Raw genomic sequence first — 22,662 nt, forward strand, 5'->3', positions numbered from 1 at the left:
GGCCGGCGTCACATGCGCTCGGCCGGGCTGCGGTCGAAGCGCGGACTAGGCGCAGATTCAAATCTACGGCTCGTTAGGCCGACGTGATGCCGCAACAAAAAACGGACGCCACGAGGGCGTCCGTTCTTGTTTGCTTCAGGAAGTTCGCGGCGATCGCTGCCGCTTCAAAGTCACAACGTGCAGTGGTTACAGCGTGTAGTACATCTGGAATTCCAGCGGATGCGTGCTGGCGCGATAGCGGGTCACTTCCTTCATCTTCACTTCGATGTACGCGTCGATGAAGTCATCGGTGAATACACCGCCGGCCTTGAGGAACTCGCGATCCTTGTCCAGCGCTTCGAGCGCGGCATCGAGGCTGGAACACACCTGCGGAATGTTCTTCTCTTCTTCCGGCGGCAGGTCGTACAGATCCTTGTCGGCCGGCGCGCCCGGGTCGATCTTGTTGATGATGCCGTCGAGGCCGGCCATCATCAGCGCGGTGAAAGTGAGGTAGCCCGACTGCATCGGATCGGGGAAACGCACTTCGATGCGGCGGCCTTTCGGGCTGGCCACGTACGGAATGCGGCAGCTTGCCGAACGGTTGCGCGCGGAGTACGCCAGCATCACCGGCGCTTCGAAGCCCGGCACCAGGCGCTTGTAGCTGTTGGTGGTGGAGTTGGCGAACGCGTTGATCGCACGCGCGTGCTTGAAGATGCCGCCGATGTACCACAGCGCGGTCTGGCTCAGGCCGCCATAAAGATCCCCGGCGAACAGGTTAGTGCCGTCCTTCGACAGCGACTGATGCACGTGCATGCCGCTGCCGTTGTCGCCGACGATCGGCTTGGGCATGAAGGTGACCGTCTTGCCGTTCTGGTGCGCGACGTTCTTGACCACGTACTTCATGGTGATCAGTTCGTCGGCCTTCTTCACCAGCGTATTGAACTTGACGCCGATCTCGCACTGGCCGGCGTTGGCCACCTCATGGTGGTGCACCTCGACGGTCTGGCCCAGCGACTCCAGCACCTTGCACATGTCCGCGCGCAGGTCGGCCAGCGAATCGACCGGGCTGACCGGGAAATAGCCGCCCTTGATGCCCGGACGATGGCCGGTGTTGTCGCCGTCGTACTTGTAGCGCGAACTCCACGCGGCTTCCTGCGAGCCGATCTCGTAGAACACGCGACCCATGTCGTTCTGCCAGCGCACCGAGTCGAAGATGAAGAATTCCGGCTCCGGGCCGAAGAACGCGGTATCGGCGATGCCGGTGGATTTGAGATACGCCTCGCCGCGCTTGGCGATCGAGCGCGGGTCGCGGCCATAGGCCTGCATGGTCGACGGCTCGAGCACATCGCAATGGATGATCAGCTGCACGTGCGCGCTGAACGGGTCGAGGTGCGCGGTGTCCGGATCGGGCATCAGCACCATGTCCGATTCGTTGATGCCCTTCCAGCCGGTGATCGACGAACCGTCGAACATCTTGCCGTCCTCGAAGGTCGACTCGTCGATCGCGTGTGCCGGAAAGGTCACGTGGTGGTGCACGCCAAGCATGTCGGCGAAACGGAAGTCGACGAACTCGACCTCGTGTTCCTGGATCAGGTCGAGCACTTTATTGGCGGACATGGCGAAGCCTCAGTGGTGATTGATTGATGGATAGTTTTAGCAAGACCGATGCCACGCAGCGAAACCGCATGGCACCGGCCTTTCGCGCGCGACGAGAGCGCCGTCGCCCTGATCACGCGCATCATACACGCGCAACTTGCACCCTCGTTTGCACCAACATACGGCAAGCAAGGCCGGGCGATCCGGGCGAATCTCACCTAGTTTATGCCTCGTATGCGCTCTCGCCGTGCGAGGTGATGTCCAGGCCCTCGCGCTCGGCTTCCGCACTCACTCGCAAGCCGAAGACCAGCTTCACTACCGTATAGACGATGGCCGAAACCACGCCGCTCCACACCAGGGTGATGCCCACGCCGAGCGCCTGCACGCCGACCTGCTGCGCCATGGTCGTGTTGCCCGCACCGAAGCCGGTGCCGCCCAGCGACACCGCACTGAACACGCCGGTGAGCAGGGCGCCGACAATGCCGCCGATGCCGTGCACGCCGAACACATCGAGCGCGTCGTCCGCGCGCAGGATCTTCTTCAGCCCGGTGACACCCCAGACGCAGAAGATGCTGGCCAGCGCGCCGATGACCAGCGAACCCATCGGACCCACCGTGCCGCATGCCGGCGTGATCGCCACCAGCCCGGCCACCGCACCCGACGCACCGCCCAGCATCGAGGGCTTGCCTTTGGTGACCGCCTCGACCACGAGCCACGACAGCACCGCTGCCGCAGTCGCCAGCAACGTATTGATGAAGGCGAGCGCCGCACCACTGTTGGCTTCGAGATTGGAGCCTGCGTTGAAGCCAAACCAGCCGACCCACAGCAGCGCCGCGCCGACCATCGTGAAGGTCACGTTGTGCGGTTTCATCGGCTCGCGCCCAAGCCCGAGGCGCGGCCCGATCATGTACGCGCCGACCAGGCCGGCGATGCCCGCATTGATATGCACCACCGTGCCGCCGGCGAAATCCAGCGCGCCGCGGGCGAACATGAAACCGTCCGGCCCGTACCAGACCATGTGCGCGATCGGCAGGTAGGCGAAGGTGAACCACAACGCAGTGAACGCCAGCACCGCGCGAAAGCGCATGCGTTCGGCGAACGAGCCGACGATCAACGCACCGGTGATGCCTGCGAAAGTGGACTGGAACACCACGAACACGTACTCGGGCAGCGCCACGCCACTGGTGAACGTGGCAGCCAGCGAATCCTTGGTCACCCCGCGCAGAAACAGCTTGTCCAGGTTGCCGATGAAGGCGTTGCCGCCGTTGAACGCCAGGCTGTAGCCGTAGATCACCCACAGCACCAGGATCATCGAGAACACCGTCATGACCTGCATGAGCACCGACAACACGTTCTTCGAGCGCACCAGCCCGCCGTAGAAAAGTGCCAAGCCCGGCACGGTCATCAACAGCACCAGCAAGGTGGACGTAAGCATCCACGCCACATCGCCCTTGTCCACCGTGGGAACGGGCGTTGCCGCCGCGGCATGAGCGCCGGGCGCGATAAACAGCAGACATATCAGCAGCAGTACCGGCAGCCACGCGGGCAGATCAAACGAACGGCGCATTACAGCCATGTCTTTCATGGGAACCTCGCAATGGAATGAGTTAAAGGGCATCGGCGTCGAGTTCGCCGGTGCGAATGCGGATGACCTGGTCCACCGTGCTGACGAAAATCTTTCCATCACCCACGTTGCCGGTCTTGGCGGACTGCTGCACCGCTTCGAGAACGCTGTCGAGCTGAGCGTCGTCGATGACCACTTCAAGTTTCAGCTTGGGCAGGAAATCGACGACGTATTCCGCGCCGCGATAAAGCTCGGTGTGGCCTTTCTGCCGGCCGAAACCGCGCACTTCGCTCACCGTGATGCCGCTGACTCCCGCGGCGGTGAGCGCATCGCGCACTTCGTCCAGCTTGTAGGGCCGGATGATGCAACTGATCAATTTCATGCATGTCTCCCGGTTGGTGATTGCGACGGCGTGCGCCGCCATCGTGGTGGTGTGTTCAAAACGATTTGGCGAGGCTGAGCACGCCCGTCGCGCGACCGACGTAATGGTCGAAGCGATTGGTGTAGCCGCTGCGTGCCGCGTTGGTGTCGTAGTAGCCGAGCGCGATGCTGTAGCCGCTGGCGAAAGCCTTCGTCACGCCGAGCTTCCAGTCGTAGTACGCGAAGCCGGGGTTGTTCGACACGTCCTGGTGACCGACGTGCGCGTTGAGTGTCCAGCTCGGGCTGAACTCGTAGTTGTACGAGAGATCGAGGTAGTCGCTGTTCTTGCTGTCGGCAAAACCGAATAGGTTGGAGAACGCGTGCGAATACTTCAGCGTGATGCCCTTGAAGCCCAGCGATGCATAAGCCTCGGTGGTGTAGGGACGGGTAAAGCCGGCCGGATACGAACCCGGGTAGTAGTACTCGTAGAGGCCGACGTCGTAACTCCAGTCGGCGTTGAAGCTGCCGCGGTAGCCGGTGTAGAAATCCAGCTCGACACTGCTGGAAACCGGCACTTCACTGGTCGATACGTCCGACAGCCAGCTGACGTTGCTGCCCCACGCGCCCACATACCAGCCGCTTGCGTGGTCGTACTCGATGCCCGGCTGCACGGCCGGTTTCTGGTTGGTTTGCGATAGGCCCCGAAACAGATAGTCGTTGACGATGCTCACGCTGCCTATCACCTTGCTGGCGGGCGCATCGTCGGCCTGGCATGGCGTCGAGAAGACCCACGCCATCGCCATCACCGTAATCCACTGCGTACATCGTTTCATCGGCTTTTCCCTTCTTCGGTGGCACGATTCGTTTGGACGTATGGACGTCCATCGTTATTCGTGCAGGTGAGGCGTGCTGGAAAGGCAGAATTTGTTCGCGACGACCACATCGCTCAACGTTGCGGGCGCACTTCGCCAAAACGGCGGCGCTTGAGCGCAAACCATCGTCGTTCGGGTGCTGCGTGTTTTTTTGCGCGGCGTTCCCTGTCCCGACCGTGAAACGATCAGGCGTGGATTTCAGGCTGCAGGAGGATGCAAACCGATCGAGTGCCGATCGGCCTGGGACGTTCGGGCGCGCCTGCGAGGCGACGCGTGCTGAAGAAGAAACGACTAGAAAACGATGTATCGCCTGCGCGGTGGGCGCGATGAATCCGCTGCCGCGTCCGCTGGATTGTCTTTTCCCTTCACCTCGATCCTGCCGCAATTATTGTTGCGATGCAATAGGAAATTGCGTCATGTTTTTACGGGGTGAGGTTGTGGAATTTGCGCATGTGCAACACAGATTGAAAACTACAGCCTCGCCATGGCGAACACCGCGCGGCTGAATGCCTCAGGCATCGCTGTTGCGGATTTCGCCCTCGCTACATGCGCGACAGCCGCGCTCGCCAATGCATTTGCAGCTCATCAGTCGCCTGATATTCCTGTCGATCGCTTCCGAGGCGGCGCGGGTATGGCTTGCCAGCCGGCCGACAGATACGCTCTGCGCTCTTTCAAAATCTTTGGTAACGCCCGTGATCGATCTGTTCCACGTCATCCTGCTCGGCATCATCGAAGGCATCACCGAATTCCTCCCGATCTCGAGCACCGGTCATTTGCTGATCGCCGAGAAATTCGGGCTGGGCGCGCGCTCGGAGTTGTTCAATGTCGGCATCCAGGCCGGCGCAATCCTCGCGGTCACGCTGATCTACCGGAAGCGCATCTGGCAGTTGCTGACGCAGTGGCGCGATCCGGTCAATCGCGACTATCTGCTCAAGATCGTGGTGTGTTTTCTGGTCACGGCAGTGCTCGGATTCATCGCGGTCAAAATGGGTTTCAAGTTGCCGGAGACCATTACGCCGATCGCATGGGCGCTGGTGATCGGCGGCTTCTGGATCCTGGGCGCCGAAGCGGTTGCAGCGCGCCAGCCGGATCGGCGCGAGGTGACCTGGACCGTCGCTATCCTGGTCGGTATCGCACAGGTGATTGCCGGGTTGCTGCCAGGCACGTCGCGCTCGGCGGCATCGATCTTCACCGCGATGTTGAGCGGCACCAGCAATCGCGCCGCGGCTACCGAGTTCTCGTTCCTCGTCGGCATTCCGACGATGTATGCAGCCACCGGCTACGAATTGCTGAAAGTATTGAAAGGCGGCGGTGCCGCGCACGAAGACTGGACGGCGCTGGTCGTCGGTTTCGTGGTCTCGGCCATCGTCGCCTTCATCGCGGTGAAGTGGCTGCTGGGTTATATCCGCAGCCATCGCTTCACGCCGTTCGCGATCTACCGCATCGCGTTCGGCGCAGCGTTGCTGGCGCTGATTCCCGCCGGCGGCTGAGCGCGCTTTGCATTGTCGTCGTTCCGGCAAGAACGGAACGGCGACGTGGCGATTACGCTGCGACTTCCAGCGTATCGTCGGCTTCGATGTCGATCGGCTCGACATGCGCCATCTGCGCGGCCTTCTCCGCCTGCGCCCGCGCGGCGATCAGGCATTGCGGTTCGCTGGTGCGCTGAAACAACTCGTTGGTCCACTCGATGAATGCCTGCACCCGCGCCGACAGATGGCGCTTCTGCGGATAGACGATCCAGACCGGCGAGCCGGTGGAGATCGTGTCGGTCATGACGATTTCCAGCTGACCTTTCGCCAGAGCACTGGCGGCGAGGCAGTGCGCGATCTGGATGATGCCGAGGCCGGCGACTGCCGCCTGGATCACCGACTCGCCATCGTTGATCAGCATGTGCGCTTCGATATCCAGCGCGACGCGGCCGCTGGGTGTATCGAACTGCCACTGATACGGCTTGCCGGTGCTCGGATAGACGTAGTTGATAGCGCGATGCTGCTTCAGGTCTCCGATGCTGCGTGGCGCGCCGTGCTTGCGGATGTACTCGGGCGACGCGCACAGCACGTAATTGAAATAGCCGAGCTTGCGCGCGATGAGGTTGGAATCCTGCAGTTCGCCCATGCGGATGGCACAGTCGTAGCCTTCTTCATTGAGGTCGAAGTGGTAATCGCACATCGTCAATTCGAGCCGGATGTCGGGGTAGCGCTGCTCGAACTCGGCCAGGTTGGGGATCAACGCGGCGCGGCCCATCGCCGAATGCGTCGCCACCCGCAACTTGCCGACGGGATGGCTGCGCGCATGGCCGATCGCTTCGGTGGCTTCGGTCAGGTCGGCGAGGATTTCCTTGCAACGCGCATGGAACGAAGCACCGTCATCGGTCAGCCGTAACGAGCGGGTGGAACGGAACAGCAGGCGGGTGCCGAGCTGGGTTTCCAGCCGGGCCACGGCGCGACTGACGCCGGACGGAGTCATGCCCAGCTGGCTGGCGGCGGCCGCGAAGCTTTTGGCTTCGACCACGCGAACGAAGGTCGAAATTGCTGAAAAGTCTTCCATTGCCTCGATTCCCGGGTGATTCGTGATTGCGAGTCACGAGTGTAATGCGCAAGAAGCGGATTTTCTATACCGCAAAGTACACCTATTCTCTCGACCCTTCGTCGGACTTGTTGCGTCCGACTACATGGTTCCGGAGCGCAAGATGAAAAAACAACTGATGCTGTCCACCCTCGCTGCCGCTGGTCTGATCGGTGGTTGGGCGCTGCTTCACGGCAGCAACAGCCAGGCGCAGACCCCCGCCGCCGCACCCGCGCCGGATGTGACCGTAGCCCAGGCGCTGACTCGCCAAGTCAGCGACAGCGCCGAATTCACCGGCCGGCTGGAAGCGGTGAACACCGTGCAGGTGCAGCCGCGCGTCGGTGGGTTCATCGACGCGGTGCATTTCCAGGAAGGCGCGCTGGTGCACAAGGGCGACGTGCTGTTCCAGCTCGATCCGCGCCCGTACCAGGCCGAGGTCGACCGACTCAGTGCGAATCAGGCGCAGGCGAAAGCCGAACTCACGCTGGCCGAAACCAACCAGCATCGCGCGGGCATGTTGCTGGCCCAGCACGCGGTCGCGCAACAGGAAGCCGATCGACAGGACACCGCCGAGCAAAGCGCGCGTGCGCAACTCGCCGCCAGCGGCGCTGCACTCACCGCCGCCCGATTGAACCTCGAATTCACCCAGGTACGTTCGCCGATCGACGGCCGCGTGAGCAATGCACGCGTCACCCAGGGCAATCTGGTCACCAGCAGCGACGTGCTGACCAGCGTCGTGTCGGTCAATCCGGTCTACGTGTATTTCGACGTGGATGAGCAGACCTGGCTGAAACTCGACCACCTGCGCGCCAGCGCCGCGCAATCCGGTCATGGCGCGCGCATCGAAGCGACGATGGGCCTCGCCGACGAGTCGGGTTATCCGCACGATGGCCGCCTCGATTTCGTCGACAACCAGTTGCACATCGGCTCCGGCACGATGCGCTTGCGCGCCGTGTTTGAAAACCAGGACGGCCTTTACACGCCGGGCCTTTATGCACGCGTGCAGTTGCAGAGCGGCCAGGCCCGTCCGCGCCTGCTGGTGGACGACCGCGCGATCGGCACCGACCTCGGCAACCAGTTCGTCTACGTGGTCGACAGCGAGCACAAGGTGCAATACCGCAAGGTCAGCACGGGGCCGTTGTTCCATGGATTGCGCGTGATCGACGATGGACTGAGCGCAAACGACGTCATTGTCGTCAACGGCCTGCAGCACGTGCATCCCGGCGCCCAGGTGAACCCGCAGAAAGTCGCGATGCAGTATCGACTCGACGCGGGCGACAAGGCTTTTGTCGATGCCAAGACAGGCGTCGAGAACGGCGAGCGCACCGCTGAGGCCAACACCGCGACTGCGAAGACACCTGAAGGCTGATGACTCTCCGGGCGAGCGACGTTCATCGCGGCCCGTAAACAGCCAAAAGCTCTATCCCCTCCCAACCTCCTCCTGCCTTGCAGGAAGAGGGGCAAAGAAAAAAACCGAAGCCGGAAACGGCTTCGACGAGGATTCATTGCATGAAAAACGTTGCCCAGTTCTTTGTCGACCGGCCGATCATGGCGGCGGTCCTATCGCTGCTGTTCCTGATCACTGGCTCCATCGCGGTGTTCAAACTGCCGATCAGCGAATACCCCGAAGTGGTCCCACCGACGGTCGTGGTGAAGGCCAGCTACCCCGGCGCCAATCCCAAGGTCATCGCAGAAACCGTCGCCACACCGCTGGAGGAACAGATCAACGGCGTCGAAGGCATGCTCTACACCTCGTCGCAGGCGACCAGCGATGGCGCGATGACGCTCACCGTGACGTTTGCGCTCGGCACCGACCTCAACACCGCACAGGTCGATGTGCAGAATCGCGTCGCGCAGGCACTGCCGAAACTGCCGGAAGAAACCCAGCGGCTCGGCGTCACCACGCAGAAGAGTTCGCCCGACCTCACGATGGTGGTGCATCTCACCTCGCCCGATCAGCGCTACGACATGCTTTACCTGTCGAACTACGCGCGACTGCACGTGAAAGATGTGCTCGGCCGCCTCGACGGCGTCGGTGATGTGCAGATCTTCGGCGCCGGCGAATACTCGATGCGCGTGTGGCTCGATCCGCAACGCCTTGCGCAGCGTTCGCTCACCACCGGCGACGTGATCAACGCGATCCGCGAACAGAACGTGCAGGTCGCTGCCGGCGCGCTGAATGCGCCGCCCGGACCGAACAACAATGCGTTTCAGCTCAACATCAACACGCGCGGACGGCTGGTCAGCGAAGACGACTTTCGCGACATCATCGTGCGCACCGACGCCAACGGCGGCGTGACGCATCTGCGCGATGTCGGCAGCGTCGATCTCGGCTCCAACAACTACGCGCTGCGCAGCCTGCTCGACAACAAGCCGGCGGTCGCGCTGCCGATCTTCGCGCGCCCCGGTTCCAACGCGATCCAGATTTCCGACGAAGTGCGCAACACCATGGCGCAGCTGAAAACGGAATTCCCGCAAGGTGTCGACTACTCGATCGTCTACGACCCGACCGTGTTCGTGCGTGGCTCGATCGAGGCCGTAGCGCACACACTGCTCGAAGCGATCCTGCTGGTCGTGCTGGTGGTGATCCTGTTCCTGCAGACCTGGCGCGCATCGATCATTCCGCTGGTGGCGGTGCCGGTGTCGCTGGTCGGCACGTTCGCGATCATGTATCTCGCGGGTTTCTCGCTCAACGCACTTTCATTGTTCGGACTGGTGCTGGCGATCGGCATCGTGGTGGATGACGCCATCGTGGTGGTGGAAAACGTCGAGCGGCATATCGAACTCGGGCAAACGCCGCGCGAAGCCACACGCAAGGCGATGCACGAAGTCACCGGACCGATCGTCGCGACCGCACTTGTGTTGTGCGCGGTGTTCATTCCGACCGCGTTCGTCAGCGGCCTCACCGGACAGTTCTATCGCCAGTTCGCGTTGACCATCGCGATCTCCACGGTGATCTCCGCGTTCAACTCGCTCACCTTGAGCCCGGCGCTCGCCGCGGTGTTGCTGAAAGCGCATGACGCACCGAAGGATCGCCTGACCCGCGGCATCGATCGCGCGTTTGGATGGCTATTTCATCCGTTCAATCGCATGTTCCATCGTGGCTCGGATCGCTACGTCGGCGGCGTGAAGCGCGTGCTCGGCAAGGGCCCGATCGCGCTGGTGGTGTACGCCGGTTTGATCGGCCTGACCTGGCTCGGTTTCTCGCACGTGCCAACCGGATTCGTGCCGCAGCAAGACAAGCAGTACCTGGTGTCGTTCGCGCAACTGCCGGACGCCGCATCGCTCGATCGCTCGGAAGACGTGATCCAGCGCATGAGCGCCATCGCACTCAAGCAGCCGGGCGTCGAACACGCGGTGGCGTTCCCCGGCCTGTCGATCAACGGCTTCACCAACAGCACCAACTCCGGCATCGTGTTCGTCACGCTGAAACCGTTCGAGGAACGTCGCAGCGCCGACTTGTCGTCGGGCGCGATTGCCGCCGCACTCAACCAGAAATTCGCGGCGATCCAGGACGCGTACATCGCGGTATTCCCGCCGCCGCCGGTGATGGGCCTGGGCACGATCGGTGGTTTCCGTCTGCAGATCGAGGATCGCAGCGACCGCGGTTTCGAAGAGCTGTTCAAGCAGACGCAGACGCTGATTACCGCGAGTCGCAAGGAGCCGGCGCTGGCCGGGTTGTTCTCCAGTTTCCAGGTGAGCGTGCCGCAGGTGGATGCCAACGTCGATCGCGAAAAAGCGAAGGCCGAAGGCGTGAACCTGTCCGATGTCTACGAGACGATGCAGGCGTATCTCGGCTCGCTCTACGTCAACGACTTCAACCGCTTCGGTCGCACGTATCAGGTGAATGTTTCCGCGGATCCCGCGTTCCGCCATTCGCCCGAAGACATCCTCGGCCTGAAGACGCGCAACGCGCAGGGCCAAATGGTGCCGCTGGGTTCGTTCGTCACCGTGCAGCAAGGGGCCGGCCCGGATCGAGTGCAGCATTACAACGGATACCCCACAGCTGAAATCAATGGCGGTCCGGCGCCGGGCTTCAGCTCGGGCCAGGCGCAGGCGGCGATGGAAAAGCTGGCGAAAAACAATTTGCCCAATGGCGTGAGCTTCGAGTGGACCGAGCTGACCTACCAGCAGATCCTCGCCGGCAACACCGCGATCCTGGTGTTCCCTTTGTGCGTGCTGCTGGTGTTCCTGGTGCTGTCGTCGCTGTACGAAAGCTGGTCGCTGCCGCTGGCGGTGATTCTGATCGTGCCGATGGTGCTGCTGTCCGCGATTGCCGGCGTGTGGCTGAGCGGCGGCGACAACAACATCTTCACTCAGATCGGCTTGATCGTGCTGGTCGGCCTGGCGTGCAAGAACGCGATCCTGATCGTCGAGTTCGCCCGCGAACGCCAGCTCGAAGGCATGTCGCGTTACGACGCGGTGCTCGAGGCAGCCAAGCTGCGACTGCGCCCGATCCTGATGACCTCGTTCGCTTTCATCATGGGCGTGGTGCCGCTGGTGACGTCGCACGGTGCGGGTGCCGAAATGCGTCACGCAATGGGCGTGGCGGTGTTCGCCGGCATGCTGGGCGTCACCATCTTCGGCCTCATTTACACGCCGCTGTTCTACGTACTCATTCGCTCGCTGGTCGAACGTCGCGAGGCGCGCGCACTCGAACGCGCCGCCGCCCACGCGCACCCGGCACTGGAGAACCACTGATGAAAACCTTCTTGAAAGTGGCCGCGATCAGTGCGGCCCTGGCCCTCGCCGGCTGTGCCAGCGTCGGCCCCGACTATCACGCGACGAAACTCGCCGCGCCGCAACTGCAGGGCCTCGACAACGCGCAGGAAAATCACGCGCCGTTCCAGGCCACGTGGTGGAAGCAGTTCAACGATCCGACGTTGAATGCGCTGATCCAGCGCGCCTCTGCGAACAATCTCGACCTGCGCATCGCCGTCGCGCGCCTGCACGAATCGCGCGCGATGCTCAGCGATGCGAAATCCGACCAGCTGCCGACCATCGACACCGACATCAACTACGCGCGCAGCCGCGAACAGCAACCGGGTTTCACCACGCAGCGCACCACGGTCACCAGTTACCAGGCCGGTTTCGATGCGTCATGGGAGCTCGATGTGTTCGGCGGCGTGCGTCGTTCGGTGGAAGCGGCCGGCGCCGATCTCGGCGCCAGCGAGGCATCGCTGCACAACGCCCAGGTGAGTTTGCTGGCGGAAGTCGCGCGCAATTATTTCGAACTGCGCGGCAGCCAGTTGCGGCTGGATATCGCCAATCGCAACATCGACAACCAGCGCCAGACCGTGCACCTCGCCGAAGTGCGCATGCAACTTGGCGCCGGTTCCGAACAGGATGTCGCCAGCGCGAAAGCGCAACTGAGTTCGGTGCAGGCGCAACTGCCGGTGCTGCAAACACAGGTGAGCGCCAGCACGTTCCGGCTCGCGGTGCTGCTGGGTCAGCGTCCGGGCGAACTCGACATCGACCTGTCGCCGAAGAGTTTCCAGCCGATCGCGGTGAACCTGCCGATCGGTGATGCCGGCGATGTGCTCGCGCGCCGTCCGGACATCCGCGTCGCCGAGCGTGAATACGCCGCGGCGAACGCGCGAATCGGCGTGGCCAAGGCGGATTTCTTTCCGCACATTTCGCTCGGCGGCTTCCTCGGTTTTCTCGCTGGGCGCGCGAATGATTTCGGCGGTGCATCCACGCGTGCGTGGTCGCTTACGCCAGGCATCAGCTGGAGCGGCCTGAACATCCAGCGCGTACGCGCCAACCTGCACGCGAGCGAAGCGCGCACGGATGCAGCGCAGGCGAATTATCAGCAAACCGTATTGCTGGCGATCGAGGACATCGACAACGCAGTCACCGGCTTCAACCAGCAGCGCGTGCGCGTCGATCACCTGATCGACCAGAGCACGCAGAGTCAGCGCGCGGCGGATCTCGCGCGCGTGCGCTACCAGGAAGGCGAGACAGGCTTTCTCGAACTGCTCGATGCCGAGCGCACGCAGCTCTCCGCCGAAGACGATCTGGCGCAGGCCGAAGCGGGCATCAACACGCGCGCCGTGGCGTTGTACAAGGCACTCGGCGGCGGCTGGCAGGCTTGCGGCGACGAGCATTGCAGCCAGTTGGCCGCGACGCCATGAGCGCGGCGATCACGACCATCCGGCGACGTGGTGGCCGCTCGCTGGTCGTTGCGCCGCCGCTCGCGCAACAGATCGCGCTGGTCAGCGGCGCGAATCGCGGGTTGGGGCTGGAAGTGGTGCGCCAGCTTTCCGCCACCGGCATGACCGTGCTGCTCGGCGCGCGCGAATTCGCGGCTGGAGAGAAGTTGGCCAAGCAGTTTCGTCGCGACGGCGTGGACGTAGTGGCGGTGAAACTCGACGTTACCGTGCAAGCCGATATCGACGCGCTGTCGTCGTTGGTCGATCGCAACTATGGACGTCTGGACGTCCTCGTCAACAACGCCGGCGCCAACTACGACGTGCGCGATCGCCCGTCATCGGCATCGATTGAATCGGTGCAGTCCGCGCTGGACACCAACCTGCTCGGCGCATGGCGATTGAGCGAGGCGATGTTGCCGCTCATGCGCCGCCACGGTTACGGCCGCGTGGTAAATGTTTCCAGCGGCTGCGGCTCGACCGCCGTGCAAACCGAGCAATGCCCGGCCTATCGCGTGTCCAAGGCGGCGCTGAACACGTACACCCGTTCGCTCGCCGCGGAACTCGCCGGCAGCGGCATTCTGGTCAACGCGGTGTGCCCCGGCTGGGTCGCGACCGACATGGGCGGTCCGGGCGGGCGCCCGGTGAGCGAAGGCGCGGCAGGTATCGTGTGGGCCGCGTGCCTGCCCGAACACGTTGCGACGAACGGCGGATTTTTTCGCGATGGCGAACGCATCGCCTGGTAGACGTCACCAAGGATCAGGCCTGCGTTTTATTCCGTCATGCTGGCGAAGGCCAGCATCCAGCATCACGCGGCCGCAACATGCCGACCTTTGCCGCAGAGCCACTCAACGCGCCACGATCACCGCGAACCAGGTCCAGCCACGCACGCGCTCGGCAATCAGCTTGGTGCAGGTGAGCATCGGTACCGCGAGCAGCGCACCCGGCACACCCCACAACCAGCCCCACACCAGCAGCCACAGCAGGATTGCGATCGGACTGAGCCGCATGCTGCGACCCTGGATCATCGGCGTGATCAGGTTGCCTTCCAGCACGGTGATGGCGGAGAACGTGATTGCCGGCAGGAACGCATGCAGCGACGCGTCATTCGCGTAGAGCATGCCGACCAGCGCGAGGATGATCGCGGTACTGATCGCACCGACATACGGAATGAAATTGGCGAACATCGCCACGGTGCCCCAGAGCAATGCATCGGGCATGTGGTAAAGCCACAGCATGCCTGCGGTGAGCGCGCCCAGGCTCGCGTTGATCAGCAACGCGGTCAGCAGGTAGCGCGACACTTCGGTCTGGATGCCGCGCACGATCGCCACCGCATGCCGCTTGTACGCAAACCCCGGCGTGATCTCGACCAGTCGTCGCAACATCGAGTCGCCGAACATCAGGAAGAAAAACACCAGCAGCATCACGCTGAGAATGCCGGCGAGAATTTTCGGCGCAGTGGAAACGATGTCCCACGCACTGATCGCCATGCTCGTCGGCGCGGGTGCGACAACGGCGCTGTGGCCATTGCTTTGCGCGTTCACCAGACTCTGCGTTGCGCGGTTGGCCGCTTCGAGCGGCTTGGTCATGCTTTTCAGTTTCGGCACCAGCGTCTTGATCGCCGCGGGTGCGCCATGGAACCAGCCAATCGCCGGCTGCGCCAGCGCGCTGATGCCGCCGGCGATGCCGACGATCAACGCGATCATCAGCACACTGGCGCTCAACCATCGCGGCAAATGCAATCGCGCGCCGGCAGCAACCACCGGGTTCAGCGCGAGCCCGAGAAACGCGGCCAGCACCAGCGGAATCAGCAATGACTTGGTCAGCGTGACGGTATACATCAGCGCCAGAAACAACAGCACGTTCAACAGCACGCGCACCGCGCGCAGATGACGGCGCATCCCGCGCGTGGTGTGGAACGCGCGCATCGTCTTGCGCTGGGTCGAATGCGTGGCGTTGGTATTGCTTTCTATTTCTATTTCAACTTCGACATCGACGTCGTCCTCGCGCGTCGATTCGTCGGGATCGAGCATCTCGCTCGGCGGAATCGCGCGTGTTTCGCCCTCGGCGCTCACGGCGCGTCGATATCGGCGAGTGGATCGGTTCTGCCCAAATCATCCGCTTCCGCGCGACGTTCGAATTCGCGTCCGGCGAACACACTTGGGCCGAGCTCGGCAACCAGCTTGGTGCCGTAAGCCACCGCTTCCGCCAGACCGCCGCCGAGCAGTGAACCCAGGCCCGGGATGCGCAGTGGATGCACGTTGAGTTTGCCAAGAACGAACCCGGCGCCCGCCGCCGCACCCACGGTGGTGAGCGGATGCGCGTGGCCCCGTGCCAGCAACGCCGCGGTCGGGGTGCTCAGTTCATGCCGCGCGAGCGCCATGCGTGCCTGCGCCGCCTTTACCTTGCCGATGCGATCGAAAATGCTCATGGCGTTCTCCGCTCCACGTCGTCGACGGCGCGGCTGATGGCAATGTTGCGATCAGCCTTTCGCACCGTGTCGCGCATCATCGCACTCCATTCGCCACGCGTCGCCGGCAAGCTCATCCAGTGCATACAGCGACGGAACAAAAGAATCGCGCCAAGCAGAAAAAGTATCTGCAACACGCACAGTGCCAGCAGCGCCAGCAGCCACGAACCGAGCCACTTCGCGAGCAGCATGCCGATCAACGCGAGCACGCTCAGCCCGAGTCCGACGCCGGCCACAGTGGCAGCAAGGCCGGCCAGCAGCATCCACGAAACCGCGCTGCGCGCGAGGCCCATTTCCGCAGCGAGCAGATGCAGCTGCGCACCGAACAATTGCTTGAATGCGCGTCCGAATCGCGCGATGTCGTCCAGCAGCCCAGACGACAACGGCGCCGGATCCGGCGCCGTTGTCGTCTGGGGTGGTACGTCCTGGTTGTCCATTGCATCCCCCGCCGTCGAACGATTCAACGACGAAGGATACGACCGATCAACCAGCCAGCACCGAGCGCGATGGCGACCGATTGCACCGGCTTTTCGCGCACGTATTCACGTGCCGTCTCGAGCCATGCATCGGCGCGATCCATCGTTTCGTCATACACCTCGCGTCCGCGATCACTCAATTCGGCTGCTTTGTCGGCAGCGCGATTGGCGGTGTCGGCTGCCTTGTCGGTCGCGCTATGCAGGGTGGATTCGACCTGATCCGCGGCGCGTTCCACCGCGTCCTTGGTGCTCGACACCACGTTTGACGTTGCCTGCTTGACGCGCTCGGCACTCTCGTCAATGCGGTTGCCATTGACCGACTCGGGGTGTTGTACCTGCTTGTTCATTGCAATGCTCCGTGGAAACGTAGTGGGTCGTGTTGTCGCGAGTTCCGCTTCTTATCCTGACCGACTTATCTGGCGCGACGGAAGAACGCAATCACGGCCAGGATCAGGAAGATGACGAAAAGAATCTTCGCGATGCCTGCGGCGGCGCCGGCGATGCCGCCGAAACCCAGCACGGCAGCGATGATGGCGATGACCAGAAAAACCAGCGCGTAATGCAGCATGACGATGTCCTCATGAATGGAAGTAAGCTGTCGGCCCGACAAGGGCCGTGCCGTCATTCATCCATAGCGCCCGCCATGCGCATGTGAAGATCGCCCGCGCAGTTCTGCACGCGGTGCCCACTTGTTCAGCTTTTAACCACCGGATTGAGGCTATACCGACCGACGAGTTCAGCTTCGGCCAACACGTGCCCGACCATCGCTGCTCGCAGCTCGGCTAGTGAAAAACCTTTCACCAACGGCAGCGACTCCACATCGAGCGCGTACACCTTGAAGTGATAATGATGCATGCGCGCATCGTTCCACGGCGGACATGGACCGTCGTAGCCGAGGTACTCGCCACTCATGTCCTTGTCGCCGGCGAACCAGCCGGTGAAGCTGTTGACGCCCTGCACGCTGCCGGGCGGGCCGAACGGATCGCGCTTGCCGCGCGGCGTGACTTCATCGCTGCACGCGCCGGCCGACAACTCCACACACTCGAGCGGAATATTCGCCATCAGCCAATGCGAAAACTCCACCCTCGGTAAATCCGCCGGCACCGTGCGACCGGGCTGGTTGACGTCGTCACCCACGCTCGGCACGTCGTTATCGATGCACGTGAGCGCAAACGACCGCGTTACCGACGGCGCGTTGCTCCATGCCAAGTGCGGACTGCGGTTATCCGACAACGCAAACGGCTCGGCTTTCTTCCCGAACGCAAACTCTGCCGGAATGGACTGATCATTCTCGAAACTGTCGCTGCGTAGTTGCATGGTGGTTCCCTGATGGTGATCGGATGAGTGTCGCGCACTACGTCGCTACTGTGGCTGACTGTCGCCAAGTGACCAGCTTCGTTGCCGAAATGCATTCCGGCCTTCGCCGGAATGACGAGCAAAGACGCGTTCCGTCACCTCAACTCGTTACCCATATCTCCAAGCGGCCATTCCCCGCAAGCCGGAGAAGCGTCTCGACGGCGAAGCTGGTCATCCAGTTTGACAACGAAACTGCGCTCACTTGCGAGAAAGTAAACACGAGCTGACGCCGAGTCGTAGCCGCGTTCCAACGCGTGGGTGGATTCCGGCTTTCGCCGGAATGACGGAATATTTCGAAAGCCGGATTGCCGATGCCAACCCCATCGACATGACACCCGCTCACAGCAACCGCTCGTCTCTCGAACTACTTCCCCGCCGCGGCCACCAGCTTCTCCACCTCGCTCCAAGGCGTCGGGCCTTCGTGCATCGCGAACACCGTGTCCACTTTCAAATGTTCGCGTTGCACCGCCTGCACGACTTCGTGCATCAGCTGCAGGTCGTACAGCGTGTGATCGGGATTGATCGCCAGCGTGTCGCTCGCATACAACAGCCGGTGCTGCGGGAAATAAACCATGTACTGCCGCTCGGTGGATGCGCCGCGCAGCGGATACGCGACCACGCGATTTGCCCCACGTCCCATTTCCAGCCGACCCGATACCGTGCGCCATTGCGCCGGCATCGGACTGATCTGCAGCGCATCCGGATGCAGCCGGTGCGGTGCGGCAATCAGCTTCGCCAGCAACGGCCGGTTGAGGTCGAGTGCATAGACGGTGACGCCTTCGGCGACGGCCTCGCGCACGCCGGCGATGTGCGGCCATGAATCCGATGTAGTGAGCACGCCGAGCAAGGGCGCGCCGGGAAATTCGCTGCGCGCCTTGTCGAACACCGCCTTGGCGTACGACGGTGCGATCGGCGCTTCCAGCACCAGCACGCCATTCTGCTGACGGATCAGCGTGGCGTTCCATGCACCGCGATACAACTCGACGCCCGGCGCCAGTTCGATTTTCTTCTTGCCGTTGAACGGGCGATCCCAGCCCGGCGATTGCATGCTCGCGTGCGCCGCCTTTTCATCCATCGCGAAATTCTTGTCGTCCAGCGGCGCGTTGAAAATCGCGTCGAGCACCTGGCTGGATTTCCACGCCACGCCATTGCGCACTTCGACCTGATTGGTCGGATACACCACGCCATGGAACAGATGCCAGTTGTCGAAATACACACGCTGATCGACGTCACCCCACGCGAACCAGAAATCACGAAATGCCGCAGTCCGTTCCAGCGCGTCGGGCAGGTGATTGAAGGCGTTGATCAGCACGCGCACCGGTTGTCCGTTCCAGCGAAATTCCAGCGCACTGTGCGGCGTGGAGCGCAGCCATCCGTCGTTCGCGTAGTGCAGATCCGGCGCTGCCGCCGCGGTGAGCAACAAGCGTTCGGGTGCGAGCGACAGCGTGGCGCGCAGGTCGTCGAGATCGGATGCCGAACACGGCGCATCGCCCTGTTTGCCGTGATACACGCCGCCCTGGCTCGTGGCGATCAAGGTGACGTCGCCTTCGGCCTGATGCGGATCGGATTCCGGCCACACCGCGTGGTTGTGTTCGAGCAAGCGGCCCTTGTCGAAATCCACCGTGAGCTGATCGCGTTCGTAGCTGGTGATGAAAGGCGCCTGTCGATACGACTGTTCGGTGAGCGCGGTGTGGCCGATCACGTCGAGTTGCACGTCGTGGATGCCGGCCAGTTTTTCGCGACCGCCCATCGCCTGAAGTGCGAGGTCGAGGCACGCGTGCGCATCGATGCCTTCGCACCCCGGATGTGTCGTGCTGCCCATACTCGAACCATCCGCGCCCGCAACAGGTCGTGGTGTTGCGAGCGCAGCGGTCGCGCCGAGCGTGGCGAGCATCGCGATCGAAAAAGTGCCACACCAACGCGCGCGCTTGTTCATGACATCTCACTGAGCGGGGGGAGCACGCAGCCTAGGCGGTCCGCTGTGCAGCGCCGCATGAGAGAAGTCATGCCCTGCGGAAAGTCATGCCCGCGTCACTCTGCTAAGGTGCGCGCGCAAGCACGGGGAACCCATGAACGAATTGCAGGATCTCACCACGCTGGTGCGTGCATCGACGCCGCTGCTGGTGATCGAAACAGTGGACGAGCAGCGCGTGATCGAGTGCTTCCGGCACGTGATCGCGCAAGCTTTGCATCCGTTGTGGCGCTGGACGCTGACCGACGGACTCACGCGGCTCGATTTTGCGCAAGAAATAAAGGTGCCGCCCGACGTCACCGCCACGCTCGATGCGATTCGCGCGCAAAACGAGCGCGGTATTTTTTTGTTGTTCGATTTTGACGGTCTGCTCGGCTACGCGATGAGCCTGCGCCAGTTCCGGGAAATCGTGCAGCGGCAGCGCTCCGCCGCACACACCATCGTGCTGGTCGGCGCCAAGGTCGAACTGCCCGACGAACTTGAAGCGCTCGCGTTGCGCGTGCCGCTGTCACTACCGGACATCAAGGAACTCGCCGGCATCCTGCGCGGTGAAGCCGCAGCGTGGCAGCGCGAACAGGGCCGTAATGTCGACGTGGACAACGATGCTGCGCGCACCATCGTGCGCAACCTGCTCGGGCTGTCCGCGCCGGATGCGCGACGCATCGTGCGCAAGCTCATCTACAACGACGGCGCACTCAATCAGGCCGACCTGCCCGAGTTGATGCAGGCGAAGTTCGACCTGCTCAATCGCTCCGGCCTGCTGCATTACGAATACGCCACCGCGAGTTTCGCCGATGTCGCCGGCGTGCGTCGCGTGCGCGAATGGGTGCAGCGACGACGCGCGGTGTTCCTCGATCCATCGACCACGCCGACACTCGATCCGCCGAAAGGCGTGCTGTTGCTCGGCGTGCAGGGCTGCGGCAAAAGCCTCGCGTCGAAAGCCATCGCCGGTGGCTTCGGCGTGCCGCTGGTGCGGCTGGACTTCGGCACGCTCTACGACAAGTACCAGGGCGAAACCGAAAAGAACCTGCGCGAAGCACTGGCGAGTACCGAGCTGCTCGCGCCGTGCGTGCTGTGGATCGACGAGATAGAGAAAGGCCTCGCCGGTGGTGGCGACGACGGCGGCGTATCGCGTCGCGTGCTCGGCTACCTGCTCACATGGATGGCCGAACGCAAAGCGAAAGTGTTCGTCGTCGCCACCGCCAACGCCGTCGACGAACTGCCCGCCGAACTCCTTCGCAAAGGCCGCTTCGACGAAATCTTCTTCGTCGACCTGCCCACCGAACCCGTGCGCGCCGACATCTTCGCCATGCACCTCACCCGCCGCAAACTCGACCCGACCACCTTCGATCTACCTGCACTCGCACAAACCGCCGACGGTTTCTCCGGCGCCGAAATCGAACAAGCCATCGTGAGTGCTCTCTACGATGCCGCCGGCAACAACACGCCACTCGATCAGGCGACGCTCATCGCCGCGCTGAAACAAACGCGACCGTTGTCGGTGCTGATGCGGGAGAAGGTGGAGGCGTTGCGGACGTGGGCGCAGGGGCGGTGTGTGGGGGCGGATTGAGTTGCGAGCGAACGGTCCTTTTTGGTGACGGCGATGTCCGTTATCACCTCGAAGTAGCCCGAAGAAGTCGTCCTTTCCCGTATAGCGATCACGAGCTCGTGGAACGTCTCTTGAATGATTCAAGCGGACCTTTGAATGTCGAACCAGGCCGGCGATCGCGTATGCGTCGCTCTCTCAGAGCAGTGGTTTGGAGTGGCGAATCGACCTGTGTTGAGGTTCTGTCCCGAGCCTATGACACGTCCACTTTGCCGCTCACTTGAGATGGGGTGCGTATGCCCTTCGCGCCGCCGTTATGCGCTCGGAGTTTGTCGCGACCCATTTGGCGAGACCGCGAACCGGACGCAGGAAATCTTCGCCAAGCGCGGTAAGCGCGTATTCGACCTGCGGTGGCTTGACGGGTGTGACGGTTCGGGTCACGAAGCCATTTTCTTCCAGCTCCTTCAACGTCTGCGTCAGCATCTTCTGGCTGATCTCCCCAACGTCTCTGCGTAGCGCATTGAATCGGCGCGGCCCGTGCCCCAGCGTTCGTACGACGAGCACGGTCCACTTATCGCAGATCCGCGAGAGCATTCGGCTGATGTGTTCGCACGTAGCGGGATCTTTTTGTTCACCTGGTTTCGAAATGGTGCCTTCTTGTGCTGACACGGCAATCTTCCTAGTCTGGTTTCGATTAGTGACTACCATACAGGACGAAACCATGACTGCTAAGCCCCGCATTGCCCTCATCATCGGCTCCACCCGGCCGACGAGGTTCGCTGACAAACCCGCCCAATGGATGCTGAAACAGGCGCAGGCACGCCAGGACATGGACGTCGAGGTCGTCGATCTGCGCGATCATCCGCTGCCTTTTTTCGCTGAGGTCGCGTCGAATCTCCGCGTGCCGAGCAAGGATCCTGAAGCCATCCGATGGCAGCAAACCATCGCGCAGTACGACGGCTATATCTTTGTCGTGGCTGAATACAATCACTCGATTACAGGCGTCCTCAAAAACGCGCTGGATCAAGCTTATAAAGAATGGAACCGGAAGCCTTTCACCGCGATCGGTTATGGCAGCGTGGGCGCAGGACGCGCCATCGAGCACCTGCGCGGCATCGGTGTGGAATTGCAGATGGTGCCGACCCGCGGTGCCGTCCATATTGGCGGCAGCGACTTCATGGCTGTATTCCCCATGGTTGGCAACAAGCCGATCGAAGATATCGAAGCGGGCTTGTTGCCTTCGGCCATCGCCGCGCTTGACGACCTGGTCTGGTGGGCCAAGGCGACGATGGCCGCGCGCGCGGCAACGGCCTGACTCCTCGTCTTTCTGCGCTCAAGGACCATGTGATGACGCTATCGCGGCTCCCGACTTATTTCCTCTCTCACGGGGGCGGACCTTGGCCGTGGCTGAAAGCCGAACGCGGTGCCATGTACGACCAGCTTGAGGCCTCGCTGCTCGATGTGCGGCGTGAACTCGGCCATGCACCTCGTGCGGTGCTGATGATCTCCGGGCACTGGGAAGCAGACCGCTTTTTGTTGTCGTCGTCGGCCCAGCCGCCGATGTTCTATGACTATGGTGGTTTCCCGGAACACACCTATCGCATCCGCTACGACGCACCCGTGATTCCAACGTCAGGGTGACGATCAAGTTGACGATGTAAGAACGCATCCCGCGACGTCTATATAAACAGCGGTATAAACAGGGGTCAGTGCACTTTGATCGCGCGAGGCTGGTAGAAAGTCGGCTCTGACCGTGT

The 22,662-nt window shown here is 62.5% G+C and carries 20 protein-coding genes and 1 pseudogene; 8 read left to right on the forward strand and 13 right to left on the reverse strand.

The genetic code is table 11. From position 1 onward, the window contains the following. Positions 1 to 186 precede the first annotated feature (186 nt). The 4 genes and pseudogenes from glnA to GSQ73_RS03505 all read right to left on the reverse strand — a co-directional run bounded on the left by glnA (position 187) and on the right by GSQ73_RS03505 (position 4,332). The gene (gene glnA, locus GSQ73_RS03490; protein WP_158881022.1) at positions 187 to 1,596 is read right to left on the reverse strand and encodes a type I glutamate--ammonia ligase; all 1,410 of its coding nucleotides are present in this window, start codon (positions 1,594 to 1,596) and stop codon (positions 187 to 189) included. 202 nt (positions 1,597 to 1,798) lie between these two features. Further along, positions 1,799 to 3,034, reverse strand: a pseudogene (locus GSQ73_RS03495) (ammonium transporter); the annotation flags it as partial. 148 nt (positions 3,035 to 3,182) lie between these two features. Further along, complete coding sequence (locus GSQ73_RS03500) at positions 3,183 to 3,521, reverse strand: P-II family nitrogen regulator (protein WP_158881026.1); 339 nt, start codon at positions 3,519 to 3,521, stop codon at positions 3,183 to 3,185. A 55-nt stretch (positions 3,522 to 3,576) separates the two neighbouring features. Beyond that, the gene (locus GSQ73_RS03505) at positions 3,577 to 4,332 is read right to left on the reverse strand and encodes a TorF family putative porin (protein WP_158881028.1); all 756 of its coding nucleotides are present in this window, start codon (positions 4,330 to 4,332) and stop codon (positions 3,577 to 3,579) included. A gap of 731 nt (positions 4,333 to 5,063) precedes the next feature. Between GSQ73_RS03505 and GSQ73_RS03510 the strand changes: the two genes are divergently transcribed. Beyond that, a complete protein-coding gene (locus GSQ73_RS03510; protein WP_158881030.1) occupies positions 5,064 to 5,861 on the forward strand; it encodes an undecaprenyl-diphosphate phosphatase in 798 nt (265 codons plus the stop codon). A 52-nt stretch (positions 5,862 to 5,913) separates the two neighbouring features. Here the strand turns inward: GSQ73_RS03510 and GSQ73_RS03515 are convergent, their stop codons facing one another. After that, positions 5,914 to 6,918, reverse strand: a complete 1,005-nt coding sequence (locus GSQ73_RS03515) for a LysR family transcriptional regulator (RefSeq protein ID WP_158881032.1) — start codon at positions 6,916 to 6,918, stop codon at positions 5,914 to 5,916. A gap of 142 nt (positions 6,919 to 7,060) precedes the next feature. Between GSQ73_RS03515 and GSQ73_RS03520 the strand changes: the two genes are divergently transcribed. From GSQ73_RS03520 to GSQ73_RS03535, 4 genes are all read left to right on the forward strand, one after another. Continuing rightward, entirely contained in the window at positions 7,061 to 8,305 is a 1,245-nt protein-coding gene (locus GSQ73_RS03520) for an efflux RND transporter periplasmic adaptor subunit (protein ID WP_158881034.1), read from the forward strand. 140 nt (positions 8,306 to 8,445) lie between these two features. Beyond that, entirely contained in the window at positions 8,446 to 11,637 is a 3,192-nt protein-coding gene (locus tag GSQ73_RS03525) for an efflux RND transporter permease subunit (protein WP_158881036.1), read from the forward strand. Continuing rightward, a complete protein-coding gene (locus tag GSQ73_RS03530) occupies positions 11,637 to 13,070 on the forward strand; it encodes a TolC family protein (RefSeq protein ID WP_158881038.1) in 1,434 nt (477 codons plus the stop codon). The genes GSQ73_RS03525 and GSQ73_RS03530 overlap by 1 nt, the downstream gene beginning before the upstream one ends. Beyond that, the gene (locus tag GSQ73_RS03535; RefSeq protein ID WP_158881040.1) at positions 13,067 to 13,831 is read left to right on the forward strand and encodes an SDR family NAD(P)-dependent oxidoreductase; all 765 of its coding nucleotides are present in this window, start codon (positions 13,067 to 13,069) and stop codon (positions 13,829 to 13,831) included. Before GSQ73_RS03530 ends, GSQ73_RS03535 begins: the two co-directional genes overlap by 4 nt. A gap of 102 nt (positions 13,832 to 13,933) precedes the next feature. Here GSQ73_RS03535 and GSQ73_RS03540 read toward each other — a convergent pair whose 3' ends face one another. The 7 genes from GSQ73_RS03540 to GSQ73_RS03570 form a co-directional block, all read right to left on the reverse strand. Then, on the reverse strand, positions 13,934 to 15,013 hold the full coding sequence (locus GSQ73_RS03540; RefSeq protein WP_254063282.1) for an AI-2E family transporter: 1,080 nt from the start codon (positions 15,011 to 15,013) through the stop codon (positions 13,934 to 13,936). A gap of 143 nt (positions 15,014 to 15,156) precedes the next feature. Next, on the reverse strand, positions 15,157 to 15,516 hold the full coding sequence (locus tag GSQ73_RS03545) for a hypothetical protein (RefSeq protein WP_254063253.1): 360 nt from the start codon (positions 15,514 to 15,516) through the stop codon (positions 15,157 to 15,159). Continuing rightward, positions 15,513 to 15,992 (reverse strand): ABC transporter ATP-binding protein, encoded by a 480-nt coding sequence (locus tag GSQ73_RS03550; RefSeq protein ID WP_254063254.1) that lies wholly within the window; start codon positions 15,990 to 15,992, stop codon positions 15,513 to 15,515. Before GSQ73_RS03550 ends, GSQ73_RS03545 begins: the two co-directional genes overlap by 4 nt. Before the next feature lie 23 nt (positions 15,993 to 16,015). Beyond that, positions 16,016 to 16,378 (reverse strand): DUF883 family protein, encoded by a 363-nt coding sequence (locus GSQ73_RS03555; RefSeq protein ID WP_158881042.1) that lies wholly within the window; start codon positions 16,376 to 16,378, stop codon positions 16,016 to 16,018. A 65-nt stretch (positions 16,379 to 16,443) separates the two neighbouring features. Beyond that, entirely contained in the window at positions 16,444 to 16,599 is a 156-nt protein-coding gene (locus GSQ73_RS03560) for a DUF1328 domain-containing protein (RefSeq protein WP_158881045.1), read from the reverse strand. 125 nt (positions 16,600 to 16,724) lie between these two features. Next, on the reverse strand, positions 16,725 to 17,348 hold the full coding sequence (locus GSQ73_RS03565; RefSeq protein ID WP_158881047.1) for a YbhB/YbcL family Raf kinase inhibitor-like protein: 624 nt from the start codon (positions 17,346 to 17,348) through the stop codon (positions 16,725 to 16,727). Between the two features lie 403 nt (positions 17,349 to 17,751). Next, a complete protein-coding gene (locus GSQ73_RS03570) occupies positions 17,752 to 19,323 on the reverse strand; it encodes a hypothetical protein (protein ID WP_158881049.1) in 1,572 nt (523 codons plus the stop codon). Positions 19,324 to 19,456: 133 nt separating this feature from the next. Here GSQ73_RS03570 and GSQ73_RS03575 point away from each other — a divergent pair, with 133 nt between their 5' ends. Continuing rightward, positions 19,457 to 20,929: an AAA family ATPase gene (locus GSQ73_RS03575; RefSeq protein WP_158881051.1), complete on the forward strand. Its 1,473-nt coding sequence runs from the start codon at positions 19,457 to 19,459 to the stop codon at positions 20,927 to 20,929. 252 nt (positions 20,930 to 21,181) lie between these two features. On the opposite strand, the gene GSQ73_RS03580 is transcribed toward GSQ73_RS03575, so the two are convergent. After that, positions 21,182 to 21,574, reverse strand: coding sequence for a helix-turn-helix domain-containing protein (locus tag GSQ73_RS03580; protein WP_216844711.1), 393 nt, complete (start codon positions 21,572 to 21,574; stop codon positions 21,182 to 21,184). A 52-nt stretch (positions 21,575 to 21,626) separates the two neighbouring features. Between GSQ73_RS03580 and GSQ73_RS03585 the strand changes: the two genes are divergently transcribed. After that, a complete protein-coding gene (locus GSQ73_RS03585) occupies positions 21,627 to 22,220 on the forward strand; it encodes an NAD(P)H-dependent oxidoreductase (protein WP_158881053.1) in 594 nt (197 codons plus the stop codon). Positions 22,221 to 22,333: 113 nt separating this feature from the next. Then, the gene (locus GSQ73_RS03590; RefSeq protein WP_158881055.1) at positions 22,334 to 22,546 is read left to right on the forward strand and encodes a hypothetical protein; all 213 of its coding nucleotides are present in this window, start codon (positions 22,334 to 22,336) and stop codon (positions 22,544 to 22,546) included. Positions 22,547 to 22,662 lie beyond the last annotated feature (116 nt).

Source organism: Rhodanobacter sp. L36 (assembly GCF_009765755.1).
GTDB lineage: Bacteria > Pseudomonadota > Gammaproteobacteria > Xanthomonadales > Rhodanobacteraceae > Rhodanobacter.